Below are 17,950 nucleotides of genomic sequence, written 5' to 3'. Positions count from 1 at the left end.
GTGGGCGGCGGGGGCGGCGGCGGTTCCGACTGGAGCGTCGCGCTCACGGTCGGCGGCGAGCGCGGCGGCAGTATCGAGATGTACGGGACGATCGACCAGGGCATCACGGTGCGCCGCTGATCGGCGCCGGTTCGGGCGCGAGCCGGAATAGCCGCTGGAGCCCCGCCACGCGGGGCTGGCCGCGCCGCGTTGCCGCAGCGCAACGTATAATGGCCCGATCACAGCGCCCCTGCCGCCTGGAGCCACAACAATGCCCCAACCGTCCCCCGTGCCGGCCGCCCTCGACCGCACCGAAACCGTATTCCGCTTCCTTGCCGAGCCTTCGTCCGTGAACTTCGGCGGCAAGGTGCATGGCGGCGCGCTGATGAAGTGGATCGACGAGGTCGCGTATGCGTGCGCGGCCGTCTGGTCGAGCCGCTATTGCGTGACGGTCAGCGTCGGCAACATCCGTTTCCAGCGCCCGATCCTGGTCGGCAATCTGGTCGAGCTGAAGGCGCGCGTCGTCGCGACGGGCCGGACCAGCATGCACATCCATGTGTCGGTGCACGCCGGCGATCCGAAGGGCGGCGTGCTGCGCCAGACGACCGACTGCCTCGTCGTGTTCGTCGCGGTCGACGAGAACGGCAACCCGGTGCCGGTGCCGCCGTTCGTGCCCGAAACCGACGAGCAGAAGGTGCTCGCGAAATATGCGGCCGACGTGCGGGCCGCGCTCGACAAGATCGTCGAGATGAAGCCGGAAGAAGTCGCGAAGGGCACCGTCTGAGTGCCGCGGGCGCCGCGCTCGGTGCGCCGCGCCCGCCGTCCTGCCGTTACCGCGTCCCGATCATCTGCTCGGGGCGCACCCATGCATCGAATTCCGCCTCGGTCAGGTAGCCGAGTGCGAGCGCGGCCGCCTTCAGCGTCGTGCCTTCCTTATGCGCCTTCTTCGCGATCTGCGCGGACTTGTCGTAGCCGATGTGCGGATTGAGCGCCGTCACGAGCATCAGCGATTCGTTCAGCAACAGGTCGATGCGCGAGCGGTTCGGCTCGATGCCCACCGCGCAGTGATCGTTGAAGCTCTGCGCGCCGTCGGCGAGCAGCCGCACCGACTGCAGCACGTTGTGCGCGATCATCGGCCGGAACACGTTCAGCTCGAAGTTGCCGCTCGCGCCGCCGACGTTGACCGCGACGTCGTTGCCGAACACCTGGCAGCACAGCATCGTCACGGCTTCCGACTGCGTCGGATTCACCTTGCCTGGCATGATCGAGCTGCCCGGCTCGTTTTCCGGAATCGACAGCTCGCCGAGCCCGCAGCGCGGCCCGCTCGCGAGCCAGCGCACGTCGTTCGCGATCTTCATCAGGCTGGCCGCGACCGTTTTCAGCGCGCCGTGCGCGAACACCAGCGCGTCGGCGGCCGCCATCACCTCGAACTTGCTCGGCGCCGTCACGAACGGCAGCTTCGCGAGCCGGCCGATCTCGTCGGCCACGCGCACCGCGAACTCCGGATGCGCGTTCAGCCCCGTGCCGACCGCGGTGCCGCCGAGCGCGAGCTCGTACAGGTGCGGCAGCGCCGATTCGACGTGACGGATGCCCTGGTCGAGCTGCGCGACGTAGCCGGAGAACTCCTGGCCGAGCGTGAGCGGCGTGGCGTCCTGCAGGTGGGTGCGGCCGATCTTGACGATGTCGGCAAACGCCTTCGACTTCGCGTCGAGCGTCGCGCGCAGCGTGCGCAGCGCCGGCAGCAGGTGATTGACGATCGCATACGCGGCCGCGATGTGCATCGCGGTCGGGAACACGTCGTTCGACGACTGGCCGCGGTTCACGTCGTCGTTCGGATGAACCTTGCGCGCTTCGCCGCGCTCGCCGCCCAGCAGCTCGCTCGCGCGATTCGCGATCACCTCGTTGAGGTTCATGTTGGTCTGCGTGCCGGAGCCCGTCTGCCACACCGCCAGCGGGAATTCGCGCGGATGCTTGCCGGCGATGATCTCGTCGGCGGCTTCGATGATCGCGTGTGCCTTGTCGTCGGCGAGCACGCCGAGCGACTGGTTGACGGCCGCCGCGGCGCGCTTGACGATCGCGAGCGCGTGGATCAGCTCGGGTGACTGCTTCTCGGTCGAGATCCGGAAATTCTGCAGCGAGCGCTCGGTCTGCGCGCCCCAGAGCCGGTCGGCCGGCACGGCGATCTCACCGAACGTGTCGCGTTCCATCCGAACTGCTTCATTCATGATGCACTCCTCCGGGAAAGGGGAAAGGCCGCGCGTCGTCGCGCGGCGTCAGGCGTAATCAGACGTATCGTGAGGCAGTCGCGCCGCTAGCGCGGCGTCTCGAGGGGTTCAACCGACAAGCATAGCGCCGGTCGCGATTTTGCGTCGTGTCGCGCCTGGGGGCGGCGCAAGCTCGTGACGAGCGTAACCAGCCCCTAGCGGGCCGTCGCGATCAGCGAAGTGGTCTTGCGGTGAAAGCGCCAGGCCATCAGCGCGGCGACGCTCGCAAGCCCGGCCGCGAGCCCCCACCACAGGCCGCGCGCGCCGAGGCCCGCGTGGAACGCGAACCAGTAGCCGGTCGGGAAGCCGATGCCCCAGTAGCCGAAGGTCGCGGCGAGCATCGGGATGCGCGTGTCCTTCAGGCCGCGCAGCGCACCCGACGCGACGGTCTGCATGCCGTCGACGATCTGGAACACCGCGGCGATGCCGAGCAGCGACGCGGCGAGCGATACCGTGGCCGCGTTGGCCGGATCGTCGAGATGCAGGTACAGGCCGACGATCGTGTGCGGCGCGACGATCATCACGAGGCCCGACAGCGACATGAAGCCGACGCCGAGCGCCAGCGCGACGAAGCCCGCGTGCCGCGCGGCGACGGGCGAGCCCGCGCCGATCCAGTAGCCGACGCGCACGTTGGCTGCCTGGCCGACCGCAAGCGGCACCATGAACGACACCGACGCGACGTTCAGCGCGATCTGGTGCGCGGCGAGCGACGTCGCGCCCAGCACGCCGACCGTGAGGCCGGTGGCGAGGAACAGCGTCGATTCGACCCCGTACGTGATCGCCACCGGCCAGCCGATGCCGATCAGCTCGCCCATCACGGGCAGCTTCGGGCGCGCGGCGGTCACGAAATGGCGGAAGCGCTGCCGGCCGTGCAGCAGCCAGATGAGGGCGAGCGCGGTGAGCCAGATCGTGATCGACGTCGCGACGGCCGAGCCGAGAAAGCCCAAGCGCGGCAGCCCGAATGCGCCGTGGATCAGCCCGTAGTTCAGCACGCCGTTCACGCCAACGCCGCCGATCGACACCCACAGGAGGCGGCGCGCGGCGCCGATCGCGGGCAGGAACGCGCGCATCAGCCCGACGCCGATCAGGCTGCCGAGCGCCGCGTAGCGCAGGATGCCCGTGTATTCGCCGACGTGATGCGCGAGCAGCGGCGGCTCGTGGAACATCAGCAGGATCGGTTCGGCCAGCGACAGCGCGACGATTGCCGGAATCGCGAGCAGCACGGACAGCGCGAAGCCCGTCCAGTAGATGTGCGGCACGCGATCCTCGGCCTGCGCGCCGCGCGCGTGCGCGACGCTCACGCTGACCGACGACAGCACGCCTTGCAGGATCGTCACGATCACGAAGAAGAAGTTCGCGCCGAGCCCGCCTGCCGCGAGCGAATCGGGGCCGAGCGAACCGAGCAGCACCGTGTCGGTGACGCTCATCGCCATCTGGGAGAGTTGCGCGATCGCGAGCGGTGCGGCGAGGCGCGCGGTATCGGCGGCATGACTGGACAGGGACGGCGGCGCGGCGGCCGTCCGCGTAAGACCGGAATGCGACATGGAATGGGCGCTCGCGCGGGTGCGGGCCCGCGCTATATGTATTTATTTTGAGAGACGGCTAGCTTACGGCTTTATTCGTACCGTGTCGAACGCGTGCGCCGATGGCCATGTCGCGGACAGGGGGAACCCCGGCGGGCGCTACGCCTCGCGTACCGCGATGCGCGTGTCGCCGAGCAGCACGACCTGGCCCGCGCGGATCTTGCAGGTCTTGCGCAGCTCGACCGCGCCGTCCACTTTCACGGCGCCGGACGCGACGATCAGCTTCGCGGTGCCGCCGCTGTCCGCGAGGCCGGTGATCTTGAGAAGGTTGTGCAGCTCGACGTATTCGCCGGTCAGCGTGAAATCCAGATTGGGCATGACGAGGAAGGTGCGCGACGCGCGGGAGGAAACGCTCCGCATCATACGGCACCGGGGGCCGGCACGCGAGCGCGGGCGGCCGGCGCACGTTGTAAAGGACTGTGAGCGATTCGTCAGCAAATGAAACGGTGGGTAACAGTCTGAGAGATTCGCGAACCGGCCGCGCGGGCCGCGGGTCTTCTGTCGTACCTGCTGCGTGTTGCGGCGGGGAACGCGACGGACCGCATCGCTGCGGACCGGACGCACAACTTCTTGAGGAGAATTGCCATGTCCAAGATTCGTACGATGCTGATCGGTGCCGCGCTGACGGCGTTCGCTACTTCGGCCGCATTCGCCCAGACGGGCACGACGGCGCAAGGCGCGGCCGGTGCCGGCGTGCAGGCGCAGACGCCGGCCGCTGGTGCCGGTGCAGGCGTGCAGGGCGGTGCCGGCGCGAACGCGTCGGGCAATGCGGCGGGCGGTGCGACCGATGCGGTCGGCGCGGCAGCCGATGGCGCGAAGGATACGACGTCGTCGGCCGTCCATTCGACCAAGAAGCATACAAAGCATGCGGCGAAGGCGGCCAAGAGCCATGCGGGTTCGGCCAAGGCGAAGGCCGACGACGCGACCGAAGGCGGCGCATCGGTCGGCGCGCAGGGCGGTGCATCGGCCCAGGGCGCCACGCAGTAAGCGGTGCCCGGGGCTTGTCGCGACGCTCGTCTTCGGACGGCGCGTCGCGACGGGCGATCGTCCGGCGGCCCGGTTCGCTCCGCGCGAACCGGGCCATTTTCATCAGGTGATGCGTTCAGCGGGACGCGCGCTTACGGCCGGCGCTGCCCTTGCCCTTGTCCCTGCCCCTGCGGCGGCCGCACGGCAGCAGGGGTGAACACGCTGCGCAGCCACGCGGCGAGCCGCGCGAAGACGTCATACGGTTCCTCGACGAAGATCTCCGGCTTCAGCAGCCGCAGGTATTCCATGATCTGCTGCGCTTCCTGCTTCTGGAACGAGCCGTGCGCGAGCCCGAGCCGCAGCAGTCCGCGCAATTCGCCGAGCTTGTCGCGGGCAATGCTGCCGACGCTCATCTCGCACGCGAGCTTGGCCTCGTAGATCCGCTGTCGCAGCGATTCCGCGAGCCGCCACGCAGGCGTCTGCATCAGTTCCTCGAGCGTCTGGATGTCCTGCGCGGCGCCCTTGATCTGCGACGCGAGCGGGTCGATCAGCGACGCATCGCCCTGCGCTTCGGCGACGATCGCCTTCGCCCAGTCGCGGCACGCCTTCGCGAGTTCGTCGGGCGTCCATTCGGAGCGCGACGCGAAGCCGAAGCCGAATTCGCCGGCCTGCCGCATCAGGATCGCGACGACGTCCGGAAATTCCTTGTCGAGCGTGCGCTTGGCCCACGCGTACTGGCCGCCCTGCAGCATCCGCTGCACGGCGTGCTCGGTGAGCGGCACCATGTTGTCGAGCAGCTTGGCGCGCAGGAAATCCTCGAACGACGGCGTCGCGAATTGCGGGTCGAGTTTCAGCGACACGCGGACGAACGCGTCGTAGTCCTTGCGCAGGGACTCGAGCGTGTCGTCCTTGAGGGAAAGGGTGATCTGGCCCATGAATCGTCTCGATGGGGGCCCGCGCAAGCCGGCGCCGGCACGGCGCACCGGGGCGGGCGCAGCGTCGACTGACCGGTGCGCGCCGGGGCCGGTGGCGGGTCTTCCTCTCCTATATCGGCGCACCGGGCGGAAACTTGAGCGCGCGATATGGAGCGTGCGCTCAGGTAGCCGGCCAGTGCGGGAGGACGGCCCCTTGCCACACGAAGAACACCACGAGCCCGGCCGCGATCGTCACGAGCGGGCGGCGGGTCGCGGCCGACACGAGCACGGCCGCGAGTGCGCCGACGAGCTGCGGATTGCGCCAGGTCAGCTCGGCCGTGCCGCCGTGCGGCGAGACGGTCATCGGCACGATGATCGCGGTCAGCACGGTGACCGGCACGAAGGCGAGCGCGGTCCGCACGAGCGGCGGGAACGTCAGCCGCTCGCCGAACAGGAACAGCGTCGAGCGGATCGCATACGTGATGACGGCCATCCCGAGGATCAACAGCGCGTAGCTCACGATGCGGCCCCCGAACGAGCGTTGGCGTGCGTGCGATCGTGCCGCAGCGTGAGCACGACGCCGATCGCGACGCCGGCGGCGACCGCGCCGAGCAGCCCGAGCTTGTACGGCCAGCCCTGCCAGAAGTACGCGAGCGTGCCCGCCGTGGCGGCCGCCGCGAAGTAGCGCAGCGTGCCGAGCTGCGGGACGACGATCGCGATGAAGGTCGCTGCCATCGCGAAATCGAGGCCGAGCGACTGCAGGCCCGGGAACGCCGCGCCGAAGCCGATGCCCGCGAGCGTCCAGACCTGCCAGTTCAGGTACATCGCGAGCCCGGAGCCGAAAAAGTAGTGGGGGCCGATCGTACCGGGCGGGTAGTGCCGGTAGTGGCCGTAGGCGACCGCGAACACCTCGTCGGTCATCAACGCGCCGAGCGTCGCGCGCCAGCGCAGCGGCAGGTGGGCAACATAGGGCGCGAGCGTCGCGCTGTACAGCAGGTGGCGCAGGTTCACGATCAGCGTCGTGGCGAGCACGACGACGAAACTCGCGCTGCCGGCGATCAGGCCGAGCGCGATGAATTGCGCGGAGCCCGCGAACACGGCGAGCGACATCAGTGCGCCGTGCCACGCGGCGAGCGGGCCGCCGCCGACGAGCGTGCCGAATATCACGCCGAACGGCGCGGCGCCGATCATCATCGGGATCGTGTCGCGCGCGCCATCGAGCCATTCGTTGAGCGGGCGGCGCGGGGGTGATGCGGGTGTCTTGTTCAAGAAGCGCTCCTCCATGAGCGGGAGGATAGCGGGCCGGCGGCGAGCCGGCTTGTATGTTCTTGCGCCCGCCGGAGCGGGGCCGGTGCTCACGTGCCGGCCGGCACGGATCACGGCGCGACCGACGATGGCGGGAAGCCGGCGTCAGCTTGCCTGCCAGCGCCCGGGCGGCACGCCGAACATCCGTTTGAAATGCCGCGTGAAGTGACTCTGGTCGACGAAGCCACTGGCCGCGGCGACATCGGCGACCGGCACGCCCGCGCGCAACGGCGCCAGCGCGCGCTGCAGCCGCAGCTGGTTGCGCCACGCATGCGGCGGCATGCCGGTCGTACGTGTGAACAGGCGCGCCGCGTGAAATGGCGACAGGCCGACCGTCTGCGCGACGTCGTCGAGCGTCACCGTGCACGTCAGGTCGGCAGCGAGCCGCTCGCGCATCGCGTCGACGCGTGGCTCGTCGGTCGCGAGCGGCGCCGGTTGCGGCCGCACGTCGGCGTGACGCACGATCAGCGTCGACAGCGCGTCGAGCATCGCGGTTTCGGCGGCGAGCGGATCGTAGATGCGCGGCGCGCCGGTGGCCGAATCGCCGGCCGCCGGATCGCCGGCCGGCTGTCCGGGCGCATCGGCCTGCGACGACAGCGCGCGCTCGCTGCCGGCTTCCAGCATCCGGTGCGCGAGCGTGAGCCGGGCCGCGAGATCGGCGTCGCGGATCACGTCGGGGGCAAACCAGGGCGCATCCTGCGGGCGGCCCGCGATCGTACTCGCGAGCTCGTGGATGAATTCGACCGGCATGTAGCTGACGCGATAGCACCAGCCTTCGTCGGCGGCACGCGAGCCCGTATGCACTTCACCGGGATTGATCACGGGCACGGTGCCCGTTTCGGCGACGTAGCCGGTGCCGCGATAGGTAAAGCGTTCCGCGCCTTCGAGAATCACGGGGATCGTGTACGCGTCGTGCCAGTGGGGCGCGAACGCGTGATCGCGATAGGTGGCCGTGAGCAGATCCGCGTCCGGCACGAGCGGCGTACGCCAGTAGCGTGCGGAATCGGGGAGGCGGGTGGTGGACATGATCGGGCGCGAGCGGTCGAACCGACAGTGTATCGCTCGCGCGCCCGGCGGGTGCGGTCTTACTTGACCGGAATCGTCGTGCCGGCCGGCATCGGCACCGCGGTGACGGCGTTCTTCGGGCTGCCGCTGACGATGCGGTCGCTGTAGGTCAGATAGACGATCGTGTTGCGTTTCTTGTCGACCACGCGCACGACGTGCAGCGTCTTGAAGATGAACGACATGCGTTCGCTGAAGACGTCGGCCTGCTGCTTGACCGGTTCCTTGAAGCTGATCGGGCCGACCTGCCGGCACGCGATCGACGCTTCGCTGGGGTCCTCGGCCACGCCGAGCGTGCCCTTGATCCCGCCGGTGCGGGCGCGCGACACGTAGCAGGTCACGCCGGTCACGACCGGATCGTCATAGGCCTCGACGACCACGCGGTCGGAACCCGTGACGCGGAAATGGGTGTTGACGCTGCCGACTTCCTCCGCATGCGCGAACGGTGCCGCGGCGAAGGCGGAGAGCAGGAGGGCGAGGGGCGCGGAGCGCAGGAGACGATGCTTCATCGACGGAACCGGATGCGAATGCGGGACAGAGACTCTAGCATGCGCATGACCGGGCCACGAAAAGCAGAAAGACGGAACGGTGGCCGGAAAAACCAAAGGCCCGTCGCATGACGGGCCTTTCGCTATTTGGCTCCCCGACCTGGGCTCGAACCAGGGACCTACGGATTAACAGTCCGGCGCTCTACCGACTGAGCTATCGGGGAACAAACAAGCAACAGCAGAGAAACGAGATTGTATGGAGTGTTCGCTAACCTGTCAACACTTTGGGGCCGCGGCGCATAAAATTTTTTGCGGCCGCCGCGCGATCAGCGCTCGAGCAGGTGCAGCTTGTCCTGCACGTCCTTCCACTCGTCCGCGTCGGCCGGCGCCGGCTTGGTCTTCGTGATCGACGGCCAATTCTTCGCCAGCTCGGCATTCAGCTCGGTGAACTGCTGCTGGTCGCCCGGAACGTCTTCTTCGGCATAGATCGCATTGGTCGGGCATTCGGCGACGCACACGGCGCAGTCGATGCACTCGTCCGGATCGATGGCGAGAAAGTTGGGACCTTCACGGAAGCAATCCACCGGGCACACATCCACGCAATCCGTGTATTTGCACTTGATGCAGCCTTCGGTCACAACGTGAGTCATTAAAACGCTCCTGCTTGGCGGTATATATGGGGTGGCGTTTGCGCCAAAAGCGGCATTGTAACTGAAGCGCAAAACCCGCATGACGAGGTCGGCTATCCGGCTTATATCGTTTCGTGATTAGTTTATGGGATGTGCAAGACGGGTACGCGCACGTCGGGCGCCGGCACGATGCGGCAAGGCGGCGGGGCGGTTTCACGATGGTCCGTCCCGCATTCGGGTAACATGACCGACAGACCGGGCGGCGCGCGGTGCGCCGGGGCCGGTCACGATATTGGCGCTGCCGTCATCATGATCATCACTTCGCTGCTCGACACGGATCTCTACAAGTTCACGATGATGCAGGTCGTCCTGCATCACTTCCCGGCTGCAAACGTCGAATACCGCTTCCGGTGCCGCACGCCCGGCGTCGATCTCGTGCCGTACATCGACGAGATTCGCGACGAGGTGCGCGGCCTGTGCTCGCTGCGCTTTGCCGACGTCGAACTCGACTACCTGCGGCGGATGCGCTTCATCAAGAGCGACTTCGTCGACTTCCTCGCGCTGTTCCACCTGAACGAGAAGTACATCTCGATCACGCCGTCGCCGAAGGGCAACGGCGAAATCGACATCGTGATCGAGGGGCCGTGGCTGCATACGATCCTGTTCGAGATCCCCGTGCTCGCGATCGTCAACGAAGTCTATTTCCGCAACACGCAGCGCGAGCCCGACTATCGCGAAGGGCGCGAGCGGCTGCGTGAGAAGATCAAGCTGCTCGGCGCGAAGCCCGAATTCGCCGACTGCAAGATCGCCGACTACGGCACGCGCCGGCGCTTCTCGAAGGTCTGGCACGAGGAAGTCGCGCTCACGCTGCGCGACGGGCTCGGCCCGCAGTTCGCGGGCACGAGCAACGTGCTGTACGCGATGAAGCACGACATCACGCCGCTCGGCACGATGGCGCACGAATACCTGCAGGCGTGCCAGGCGCTCGGCCCGCGGCTGCGCGACTCGCAGATCTACGGCTTCGAGATGTGGGCGAAGGAATATCGCGGCGACCTCGGGATCGCGCTGTCGGACGTCTACGGGATGGACGCGTTCCTGAACGACTTCGACATGTACTTCTGCAAGCTGTTCGACGGCGCGCGCCACGATTCGGGCGATCCGTTCGAGTGGGGCGAGCGGATGCTGCGCCATTACGAGGCGAACCGGTGCGACCCGCGTACCAAGGTGCTCGTGTTCTCGGACGCGCTCGACATCCCGAAGGTCATGCAGCTGTACGAACGGTTCCGCGGCCGCTGCAAGCTCGCATTCGGCGTCGGCACCAACCTCACCAACGATCTCGGCTACGTGCCGCTGCAGATCGTGATCAAGATGGTTCGCTGCAACGGCCAGCCGGTCGCGAAGCTGTCCGATTCGCCGGGCAAGAGCATGTGCGACGACAAGGCGTATCTCGCGTACCTGCGGCAGGTGTTCGGCATCGCGCAGCCGGTCGAGGAAGACGCGTCGAAGTAGGCGTCGGCCGTTCGGCCGAGGGTGTGTCGCGGCAGGGGTGGCCGGTATAATCCGACGTATTGCACGACAACGTCACGAGGACCGTTCATGGACACTTCCGCTGCCCGTCGCCAGATCCTCGCGCGCATCCGCGCGGCGCAGGGGCGCGCGGCCGAACCCGATGCAGCGGAGCGCGACGGCGTCGCCGACTATCTCGCCCGTCATCCGGAGGGCCCGCGCCCGCCGGCGCCGGCCGACCTCGTCGCCGCTTTCGTCGACGAAGCGGGGCGTCTGTCGACCACGGTCGACGAAGTCGCGACGCTGGCCGATGTGCCCGCCGCCGCCGCCCGCTATCTTGCCGCTCATGGTCTGCCGACGCAGGCCGTCGCATGGCGCACGCTGGCCGATCTCGACTGGGCCGGCGCCGGCCTGTCGGTCGAGTGCCGCAAGCCGCGCGACGGCGATCTCGTCGGCCTGACCGGCTGCTTCTGCGCGACCGCCGAAACGGGGTCGCTGGTGTTGCTGTCCGGCCCCGACACTTACGCATCGGCCGGCCTGCTGCCGGAAACCCACATCGCGATCGTGCCGGCGTCACGCATCGTCGCCGGTCATGAAGACGCGTTCGCACTGATTCGCGCGGAGCGCGGCGAGTTGCCGCGCGCGGTCAATTTCGTGTCGGGCCCGTCGCGCACGGGCGACATCGAGCAAACGATCATTCTGGGCGCGCACGGCCCGTACCGCGTGCACGCGATCGTCGTACGGGGCGCCTGACGCGCCCGCTGTATTCACCCCTACTCGACAAGGAAGTTCCGCATGAAACGACATGCCGCCTGGGCGGGCATGGCGTCGGGAATCGCACTTGGCGCCGCTCCCGCGCTCGCATCGGCCGCCACGCTCGACGGTGCCACGCTGTCCGCGCTCTGGGGCATCCCGTTCGCGGGAATCCTGCTGTCCATCGCGCTGTTCCCGCTCGTCGCCCCCGTGTTCTGGCATCACCACTTCGGCAAGATCGCCGCCGGCTGGGCGATCGTGTTCCTGGCGCCGTTCGCGGTCGCGTTCGGCGCCGGCACCGCGTTCGGCACGCTCGTGCATGCGCTGCTCGAGGAATACATTCCGTTCATCGTGCTGCTCACCGCGCTCTACACGGTCGCGGGCGGCATCTGCGTGAACGGCAACCTGCATGGCTCGCCGAAGCTGAATACCGCGATCCTCGCGCTCGGCACGCTGCTCGCGAGCGTGATGGGTACGACGGGCGCCGCGATGCTGCTGATCCGGCCGCTGCTGCGCGCCAACGACAACCGCAAGCATGTCGTGCACGTCGTGATCTTCTTCATCTTCCTCGTCGCGAATGCGGGCGGCTCGCTGTCGCCGCTCGGCGATCCGCCGCTGTTCCTCGGCTTCCTGAACGGCGTGAGCTTCTTCTGGACGACCACCCATCTCGCGCTGCCGATGCTGTTCATCTGCGTGGTGCTGCTGACGCTGTTCTTCGTGCTCGATACGTACTTCTACCGGAAGGGCGGCGAGGAGCGGCCGGCCGCGCTCGATCCGACGCCCGACGGCGCGGCGCTGTCGATCGACGGCAAGATCAACTTCGTGCTGCTGGCGGCCGTGATCGCGCTCGTGCTGATGAGCGGCGTGTGGAAGCCGGACATCTCGTTCGACGTGTGGGGTACGCACGTCGCGTTGCAGAATCTCGTGCGCGACGTCGCGCTCGTGGTGGTGACGCTCGCGTCGCTCGCGCTGACGCCGCGTTCCGCGCGCGAGGGCAACGCATTCAACTGGGCGCCGATCGAGGAAGTCGCGAAGCTGTTCGCGGGCATCTTCGTGACGATTGCGCCGGTAATCGTGATCCTGCGCGCGGGCGCGGACGGCGCGTTCGCACAGATCGTGCATCTCGTCACCGGGCCCGACGGCAGGCCGATCGACGCGATGTACTTCTGGGCGACGGGCATCCTGTCGTCGTTCCTCGACAACGCACCGACCTATCTCGTGTTCTTCAACCTTGCGGGCGGCGATGCGCAGACGCTGATGACGACTGGCGCATCGACGCTCGCCGCGATTTCCGCCGGCGCGGTGTTCATGGGCGCGAACAGCTATATCGGCAACGCGCCGAATTTCATGGTGAAGGCGATCGCCGAATCGCGCGGCGTGAAGATGCCGAGCTTCTTCGCGTATCTTGGCTGGGCGCTCGTCGTGCTGATACCGGTATTCCTGCTGACGTCGTGGCTTTTCTTCACGGCGTAAGCTGACGTTTTTCAACCCCGAGCGGGCGGCTCCGGCGGCGCATGGCGCGCCGCGATCCGTCCGCGGCATGCGGAGATGGCGATGCAGAAGATTCTGGTCGCGCGTCCGATCTTTCCGGACGTGATCGAACGGCTCAAGCAGTATTTCGACGTCGACTGGAACGACGGCGACGCACTCGCGCCCGACGCGCTCGCCGCGCGTCTGGCCGACAAGGACGGCGCGCTGACGGCCGGCGACCCGGTCGGCGCGGCCACGCTCGCGGCGGCGCCGCGCCTGCGGGTCGTGGCGAACATGGCGGTCGGCTACAACAACTTCGACATGGCTGCGTTCAACGCGGCGAACGTGCTCGGCACCAACACGCCCGACGTGCTGAACGAGTCGACAGCCGATTTCGGCTGGGCGCTGATGATGGCCGCCGCGCGCCGGATCGCCGAATCCGAACACTGGCTGCGCGCCGGTCACTGGCAGAAGTGGGCGTACGACGGCTTCCTCGGCACCGACATCCACGGCTCGACGCTCGGCGTGATCGGGATGGGCCGCATCGGCCAGGCGCTCGCGCGCCGCGCGCGCGGCTTCGGGATGCAGGTGATCTATCACAACCGGTCGCGGGTCGCGCCCGAGATCGAAGCCGAGCTGAAAGCCGAATACGTGTCGAAGGATGCGCTGCTCGCGCGCGCCGATCATGTCGTGCTCGTGCTGCCGTACACGAAGGAGAACCATCACACGATCGGCGCGGCCGAGCTTGCGAAGATGAAACCCACGGCGACGCTGACCAATATCGCGCGTGGCGGGATCGTCGACGATGCGGCGCTGGCCGTCGCGCTGCGCGACGGGACGATCGCCGCGGCCGGCCTCGACGTGTACGAGGGCGAGCCGAGCGTGCATCCGGCGCTGCTCGAGGTGCCGAACGTCGTGCTGACGCCGCATATCGCGAGCGCGACCGAAAAGACCCGCCGCGCGATGGCGAATCTCGCTGCCGACAACCTGATCGCCGCGCTCGGCGAGGGGCCGCGTGCGGGGCAGCCGCCGAATCCGATCAACCCTGACGTGATCGGGAAGCCGCGCGCATGACGATGACGTTGTTGCTGGCGGCGGTCGTCGTGCTGGCCGTCGCGCTCGCGGTGGCGATCATCGCGCTCGTGCGCGGCGGCCGCCACGACGATGCGGCCGTGCTCGGCGATCAGATCGAGGACGCCGCGCATGCGCAGGCGCGCGCGGTCGAGCGGCTCGAACGCGAATTGCGCGGCGAGATCGTCGAAAACGCACGCGGCTCGCGTACCGAGCTGGCCGGCAGCTTCGTCCAGTTGCAGCAGACGCTCGCCGCGCAACTGACGAGCGTGGCGACCGTGCAGAACAACCAGATCGAGGGGTTCGCGCAGCAGCTCGGCAAGCTCGTCGCCGGCAACGCGCAGCAGTTCGACGCGATGCGCGAGAGCCTGCAGCGCCAGGCCCAGCAGGCGCGCGAGGAACAGACTGGCGCGTTGCGGCTGTTCGGCGACACGTTGCACCGGCAGCTCTCGCAACTGACCGAGGCGAACGATCGCCGGATCGGGGAAGTACGCGCGACGCTCGAACAGCGGTTGAAGGAAATCGAGACGAACAACGCAGCGAAGCTCGAGGAGATGCGTCGCACCGTCGACGAGAAGCTGCATGCGACGCTCGAGCAGCGGCTCGGCGAATCGTTCAAGCTCGTGTCGGACCGGCTCGAGCAGGTGCATCGCGGGCTCGGCGAGATGCAGACGCTCGCGGCCGGTGTCGGCGACCTGAAGAAGGTGCTGACCAACGTGAAGACGCGCGGCACCTGGGGCGAGGTGCAGCTCGAAGCGCTGCTCGAACAGATGCTGACGGCCGACCAGTACGCGAAGAACGTCGCGACGGTGCCGAAGAGCACCGAGCGCGTCGAATTCGCGATCCGGCTGCCGGGCCGCGATGCCGGCACGCGCGACGCGCCGCCGGTGTGGCTGCCGATCGACGCGAAATTCCCGCGCGAAGACTACGAGCGGCTGATCGACGCGCAGGAGCGCGCCGATGCGGTGGCCGTCGAGGAGGCGGCGCGTGCGCTCGAGGCGCGGGTGCGGATGGAAGCGCGCACGATCGCCGAGAAGTACGTCGCGCCGCCGCACACGACCGATTTCGCGCTGCTGTTCCTGCCGACCGAGGGGCTCTATGCGGAGATCCTGCGCCGCCCGGGGCTGACCGACCTGCTGCAGCGCGACTATCGCGTGACGGTCGCCGGGCCGACCACGCTCACCGCGCTACTGAACAGCCTGCAGATGGGGTTCCGCACGCTCGCGATCGAGCAGCGCTCGAGCGAGGTGTGGCAGGTGCTCGGCGCGGTCAAGACGGAGTTCGGCAAGTTCGGCGACGTGCTCGCGCGCACGAAGGCGCAGCTCGAAACGGTCACGCGTTCGATCGAGTCTGCCGAGCAGCGCACGCGGGTGATGAGTCGCAAGCTCAAGCAGGTCGAGGCGCTGCCGGGCGACACGGCGGCCGGGCTGCTCGGCGCGGACGGGGCCGAAGGCGCCGATGCGGACGACACGTGATGCGCGTTGCCGGCCGCTGCCGGACGGAAAAAACGGGCGCCGCGGCGCCCGTTTTCTTGTGTGGCGATCGCCGGCGCGGCCGGCTCGCCCTCAATGCGCGGCGAGCGTGTCCAGCGCGTCGCCCGTCACGCGCACGATGCGCCACTCCGGCAGCACGGTCGCGCCCATCTTCTCGTAGAAATCGATTGCCGGCTGGTTCCAGTCGAGGACCGACCATTCGAAGCGCGCGCAACGGCGCTCGACGGCGAGTGCCGCGAGATGACGCAGCATCGCGGTGCCGAGGCCCGTGCCGCGCTGCGACGGCTGCACGTACAGATCCTCGAGATAGAGCCCGCGGCGGCCGAGGAAGGTCGAGTAGTTGTGGAAGAACAGCGCATACGCGACGATCGCGCCGTCGCGCTCGGCCACCAGCGCTTCGGCAGCGGGGTGTTCGCCGAACAGCGCGTCGGCGAGATCGGCTTCGGTCGCGACGAACAGATGCGTGAGCTTCTCGAACTCGGCCAGCTCGCGCATCAGCGCGAGGATCGCGCCGACGTCGCGCGGGTCGGCCGCGCGGATCAGCGGCGTGCCGCTCACGCTTCCTCCGGCGGATCGGACAGCACGATCTCGATGCCGCCGAAGCGCGATGCGACCCAGTTGTACGCATGGCACGCGATCCACAGCAGCACGAAACCGAGGATCGCGTTCAGCAGCAGTGCGCTCAGGATCGTGCTCAACTCGACCATCCCGTAGCGGATATACGCGACCAGAATGCCGAGCAGCACGATCGGCACGCTGAACGTCAGGTAGACGAGGATCAGCGCCTTTGCGGTCTGCCCCGCGGCGATCGACGAGATTTGTTTCTTCATGTGCGGATTGCCCCCGTAGAAATATACCGATTGGAATTCAGATCAGGCCGTCGAGCGGCAGGATGTCGACCGGGGCGCCCGCGTCGACTGCCGCGGTATCGTGGCCCAGGACGATGAAACAGTTGGCGGCGGCAAGACCGCTCAGCGACGCGGAGCTTTGCGATCCCGTCGGCGCGACGTGCCATTGGCCGTCGGCGGCGCGCGTCGCGATGCCGCGCAGGTAGTCGGTGCGGCCGGGACGCTTCTTCAACGGCTGCGTACTGAGCGCCGTATACATGGCCGGCGGCGGCGTTTGCGTGCCGGCCAGCTTGAGCAGCGCAGGACGCACGATCGCAAGGAACGTCACGGCGGACGCGACAGGATTGCCGGGCAGCCCGAAGAACAGCGCGTGGCCGGCGCCGTCGGCCGCGCGGGCGAGCGTGCCGCACGCGAGCGGCCGGCCGGGCCGCAGCGCGAGACTCGCGAACGTCACGTCGCCGAGCCGCGCCATCACGTCGCGCGTGAAGTCGGCTTCGCCGACCGATACGCCGCCCGACGTGATGACCGCATCGGCTTGCGCGGCGATGGCGTTGCGCAACGCGGTTTCGAGCGCGGCCGGGTCGTCGCGGACGATGCCGAGGTCGATCGTGTCGACGTGCAGCCGTTCGAGCATCGCGATCAGCATGCCGCGATTGCTGTCGTACAGCGCGCCGCGGCCGAGCGGTTCGCCGGGCTCGCGCAACTCGTCGCCGGTCGAGAACACGGCGACGCGCACGCGGCGGCGCACCGTGACGTCGGCGATGCCGAACGACGCGAGCAGGCCGAGATCGGACGGCCGCAGGATGCGGCCCGCGGCGAGCGCACAGGCGCCGCGCGCGAGATCCTCGCCGGCCCGGCGGCAGTTCGCGCCGCGCGCGACGTCGTGCGCGGCGAAGCGGATCGTATCGCCGTCGACGCGCACGCGTTCCTGCGGAATCACCGTGTCGCATCCGGCCGGCATCGGCGCGCCCGTCATGATGCGCACGCATGCACCGGCCGCCACGGCGCCGTCGAACGGATGGCCGGCGAACGCGGTGCCGGCGACCGGCATCGCGACCTCGCCCTGCGCCGATGCGAATGCCGCGGCGGCGCCGTCGAACGCATAGCCGTCCATGGCCGAGTTGTCGTACGCGGGAATGTCGAACGGCACGCTCACGTCGGCCGCGAGCACGCGATCGAGCGCCTCGCGCAGCGTCACCGTGTCACACGCGTCGACGGGCACCGCGAAGCGGCACGCGAGCGCCTGCGCGTCGGCGAGCGACAGCGGGGCATCGGGGTCGGGTGCGGTTCGGGAGGCGGGCGAGGAGTGCGTGATCATCAGTCGGACTGCGCCGCAAGGCGTATCGGGTTCGTGGCCGGTGGCGCGAGGAGGGTGCCGGGGCGCGGGTTTCGCGTGTGGCGGGCGCCGGGCAGGAACGGCACAGGGCCGTCAGCGACGGGCCAGCGCGGCGAGTTCCTGCCAGGAGTTGGCATTGTAAAACGCACGCTCGTCGCGAAACTCGACTTCGACCGTCTTGTGGCGTGCGTACCACGCACGCACCTTGCGGTCGCCGGCCGCGAGCCGGGCGGCCAGGTCGTCGGCCAGCGACGTGCGCAGCAGCGCGAACGTCGGCTGCGGC

19 protein-coding genes, 1 tRNA gene and 1 pseudogene are annotated in these 17,950 nt (G+C 68.5%); 7 read left to right on the top strand and 14 right to left on the bottom strand.

Going from position 1 to position 17,950, the window contains the following annotated elements; all coding sequences use genetic code 11:
* Positions 1-250: 250 nt before the first annotated feature.
* Positions 251-763: an acyl-CoA thioesterase gene (locus H3O04_RS24395; protein ID WP_027811985.1), complete on the top strand. Its 513-nt coding sequence runs from the start codon at positions 251-253 to the stop codon at positions 761-763.
* A gap of 46 nt (positions 764-809) precedes the next feature.
* Here H3O04_RS24395 and fumC read toward each other — a convergent pair whose 3' ends face one another.
* From fumC to H3O04_RS24380, 3 genes are all read right to left on the bottom strand, one after another.
* Entirely contained in the window at positions 810-2,204 is a 1,395-nt protein-coding gene (gene fumC, locus H3O04_RS24390; RefSeq protein ID WP_011544913.1) for a class II fumarate hydratase, read from the bottom strand.
* Positions 2,205-2,398: 194 nt separating this feature from the next.
* Positions 2,399-3,787 (bottom strand): multidrug efflux MATE transporter NorM, encoded by a 1,389-nt coding sequence (gene norM, locus H3O04_RS24385; RefSeq protein ID WP_202588601.1) that lies wholly within the window; start codon positions 3,785-3,787, stop codon positions 2,399-2,401.
* Between the two features lie 138 nt (positions 3,788-3,925).
* Complete coding sequence (locus H3O04_RS24380) at positions 3,926-4,144, bottom strand: RNA-binding S4 domain-containing protein (protein ID WP_006486208.1); 219 nt, start codon at positions 4,142-4,144, stop codon at positions 3,926-3,928.
* A gap of 267 nt (positions 4,145-4,411) precedes the next feature.
* Here H3O04_RS24380 and H3O04_RS24375 point away from each other — a divergent pair, with 267 nt between their 5' ends.
* The gene (locus H3O04_RS24375; protein ID WP_202588600.1) at positions 4,412-4,813 is read left to right on the top strand and encodes a hypothetical protein; all 402 of its coding nucleotides are present in this window, start codon (positions 4,412-4,414) and stop codon (positions 4,811-4,813) included.
* Positions 4,814-4,944: 131 nt separating this feature from the next.
* Here H3O04_RS24375 and H3O04_RS24370 read toward each other — a convergent pair whose 3' ends face one another.
* From H3O04_RS24370 to fdxA, 7 genes are all read right to left on the bottom strand, one after another.
* Positions 4,945-5,727 carry a DUF4088 family protein gene (locus tag H3O04_RS24370; protein WP_006476530.1) on the bottom strand — a complete coding sequence of 261 codons (783 nt, stop codon included), beginning with the start codon at positions 5,725-5,727 and terminating at the stop codon, positions 4,945-4,947.
* Between the two features lie 160 nt (positions 5,728-5,887).
* Positions 5,888-6,226, bottom strand: a complete 339-nt coding sequence (locus tag H3O04_RS24365; protein WP_023475854.1) for an AzlD domain-containing protein — start codon at positions 6,224-6,226, stop codon at positions 5,888-5,890.
* A complete protein-coding gene (locus H3O04_RS24360) occupies positions 6,223-6,990 on the bottom strand; it encodes an AzlC family ABC transporter permease (protein WP_043887329.1) in 768 nt (255 codons plus the stop codon). Before H3O04_RS24360 ends, H3O04_RS24365 begins: the two co-directional genes overlap by 4 nt.
* A 126-nt stretch (positions 6,991-7,116) precedes the next feature.
* Entirely contained in the window at positions 7,117-8,037 is a 921-nt protein-coding gene (locus H3O04_RS24355; RefSeq protein ID WP_202588599.1) for an AraC family transcriptional regulator, read from the bottom strand.
* A gap of 59 nt (positions 8,038-8,096) precedes the next feature.
* A complete protein-coding gene (locus H3O04_RS24350; protein WP_011544918.1) occupies positions 8,097-8,582 on the bottom strand; it encodes a CreA family protein in 486 nt (161 codons plus the stop codon).
* Between the two features lie 127 nt (positions 8,583-8,709).
* Positions 8,710-8,785 (bottom strand) — tRNA-Asn (locus H3O04_RS24345).
* 102 nt (positions 8,786-8,887) lie between these two features.
* Positions 8,888-9,211 carry a ferredoxin FdxA gene (gene fdxA, locus H3O04_RS24340; protein WP_011544919.1) on the bottom strand — a complete coding sequence of 108 codons (324 nt, stop codon included), beginning with the start codon at positions 9,209-9,211 and terminating at the stop codon, positions 8,888-8,890.
* A gap of 288 nt (positions 9,212-9,499) precedes the next feature.
* On the opposite strand from fdxA, the gene pncB reads away from it, so the two are divergent.
* The 5 genes from pncB (at position 9,500) to rmuC (ending at position 15,465) form a co-directional block, all read left to right on the top strand.
* Complete coding sequence (gene pncB, locus H3O04_RS24335; protein ID WP_027805402.1) at positions 9,500-10,699, top strand: nicotinate phosphoribosyltransferase; 1,200 nt, start codon at positions 9,500-9,502, stop codon at positions 10,697-10,699.
* Between the two features lie 87 nt (positions 10,700-10,786).
* Positions 10,787-11,449, top strand: coding sequence for a LutC/YkgG family protein (locus H3O04_RS24330; protein WP_011544921.1), 663 nt, complete (start codon positions 10,787-10,789; stop codon positions 11,447-11,449).
* A 42-nt stretch (positions 11,450-11,491) separates the two neighbouring features.
* A complete protein-coding gene (locus H3O04_RS24325) occupies positions 11,492-12,922 on the top strand; it encodes a sodium:proton antiporter (RefSeq protein ID WP_011544922.1) in 1,431 nt (476 codons plus the stop codon).
* A gap of 81 nt (positions 12,923-13,003) precedes the next feature.
* Positions 13,004-13,993 carry a 2-hydroxyacid dehydrogenase gene (locus tag H3O04_RS24320; RefSeq protein WP_202588598.1) on the top strand — a complete coding sequence of 330 codons (990 nt, stop codon included), beginning with the start codon at positions 13,004-13,006 and terminating at the stop codon, positions 13,991-13,993.
* On the top strand, positions 13,990-15,465 hold the full coding sequence (gene rmuC / locus H3O04_RS24315) for a DNA recombination protein RmuC (RefSeq protein ID WP_202588597.1): 1,476 nt from the start codon (positions 13,990-13,992) through the stop codon (positions 15,463-15,465). The genes H3O04_RS24320 and rmuC overlap by 4 nt, the downstream gene beginning before the upstream one ends.
* Positions 15,466-15,555: 90 nt before the next feature.
* Here rmuC and H3O04_RS24310 read toward each other — a convergent pair whose 3' ends face one another.
* The 4 genes and pseudogenes from H3O04_RS24310 to H3O04_RS24295 all read right to left on the bottom strand — a co-directional run.
* Complete coding sequence (locus H3O04_RS24310; protein ID WP_011544925.1) at positions 15,556-16,041, bottom strand: GNAT family N-acetyltransferase; 486 nt, start codon at positions 16,039-16,041, stop codon at positions 15,556-15,558.
* Positions 16,038-16,313, bottom strand: coding sequence for a hypothetical protein (locus H3O04_RS24305; protein WP_006476519.1), 276 nt, complete (start codon positions 16,311-16,313; stop codon positions 16,038-16,040). The genes H3O04_RS24310 and H3O04_RS24305 overlap by 4 nt, the downstream gene beginning before the upstream one ends.
* A 37-nt stretch (positions 16,314-16,350) precedes the next feature.
* Positions 16,351-17,649, bottom strand: a complete 1,299-nt coding sequence (gene moeA / locus H3O04_RS24300) for a molybdopterin molybdotransferase MoeA (protein ID WP_202588596.1) — start codon at positions 17,647-17,649, stop codon at positions 16,351-16,353.
* A 111-nt stretch (positions 17,650-17,760) separates the two neighbouring features.
* Positions 17,761-17,950 (bottom strand): annotated as a pseudogene (locus H3O04_RS24295) (molybdenum cofactor guanylyltransferase MobA); the annotation flags it as partial.

The sequence above is a fragment of the Burkholderia sp. KCJ3K979 genome (genome assembly GCF_016759955.1).
In the GTDB taxonomy this organism is placed as follows: domain Bacteria; phylum Pseudomonadota; class Gammaproteobacteria; order Burkholderiales; family Burkholderiaceae; genus Burkholderia; species Burkholderia orbicola.
Note: the sequence above shows the minus strand (reverse complement) of the source record. Positions and strands in the feature narration are given on the sequence as shown.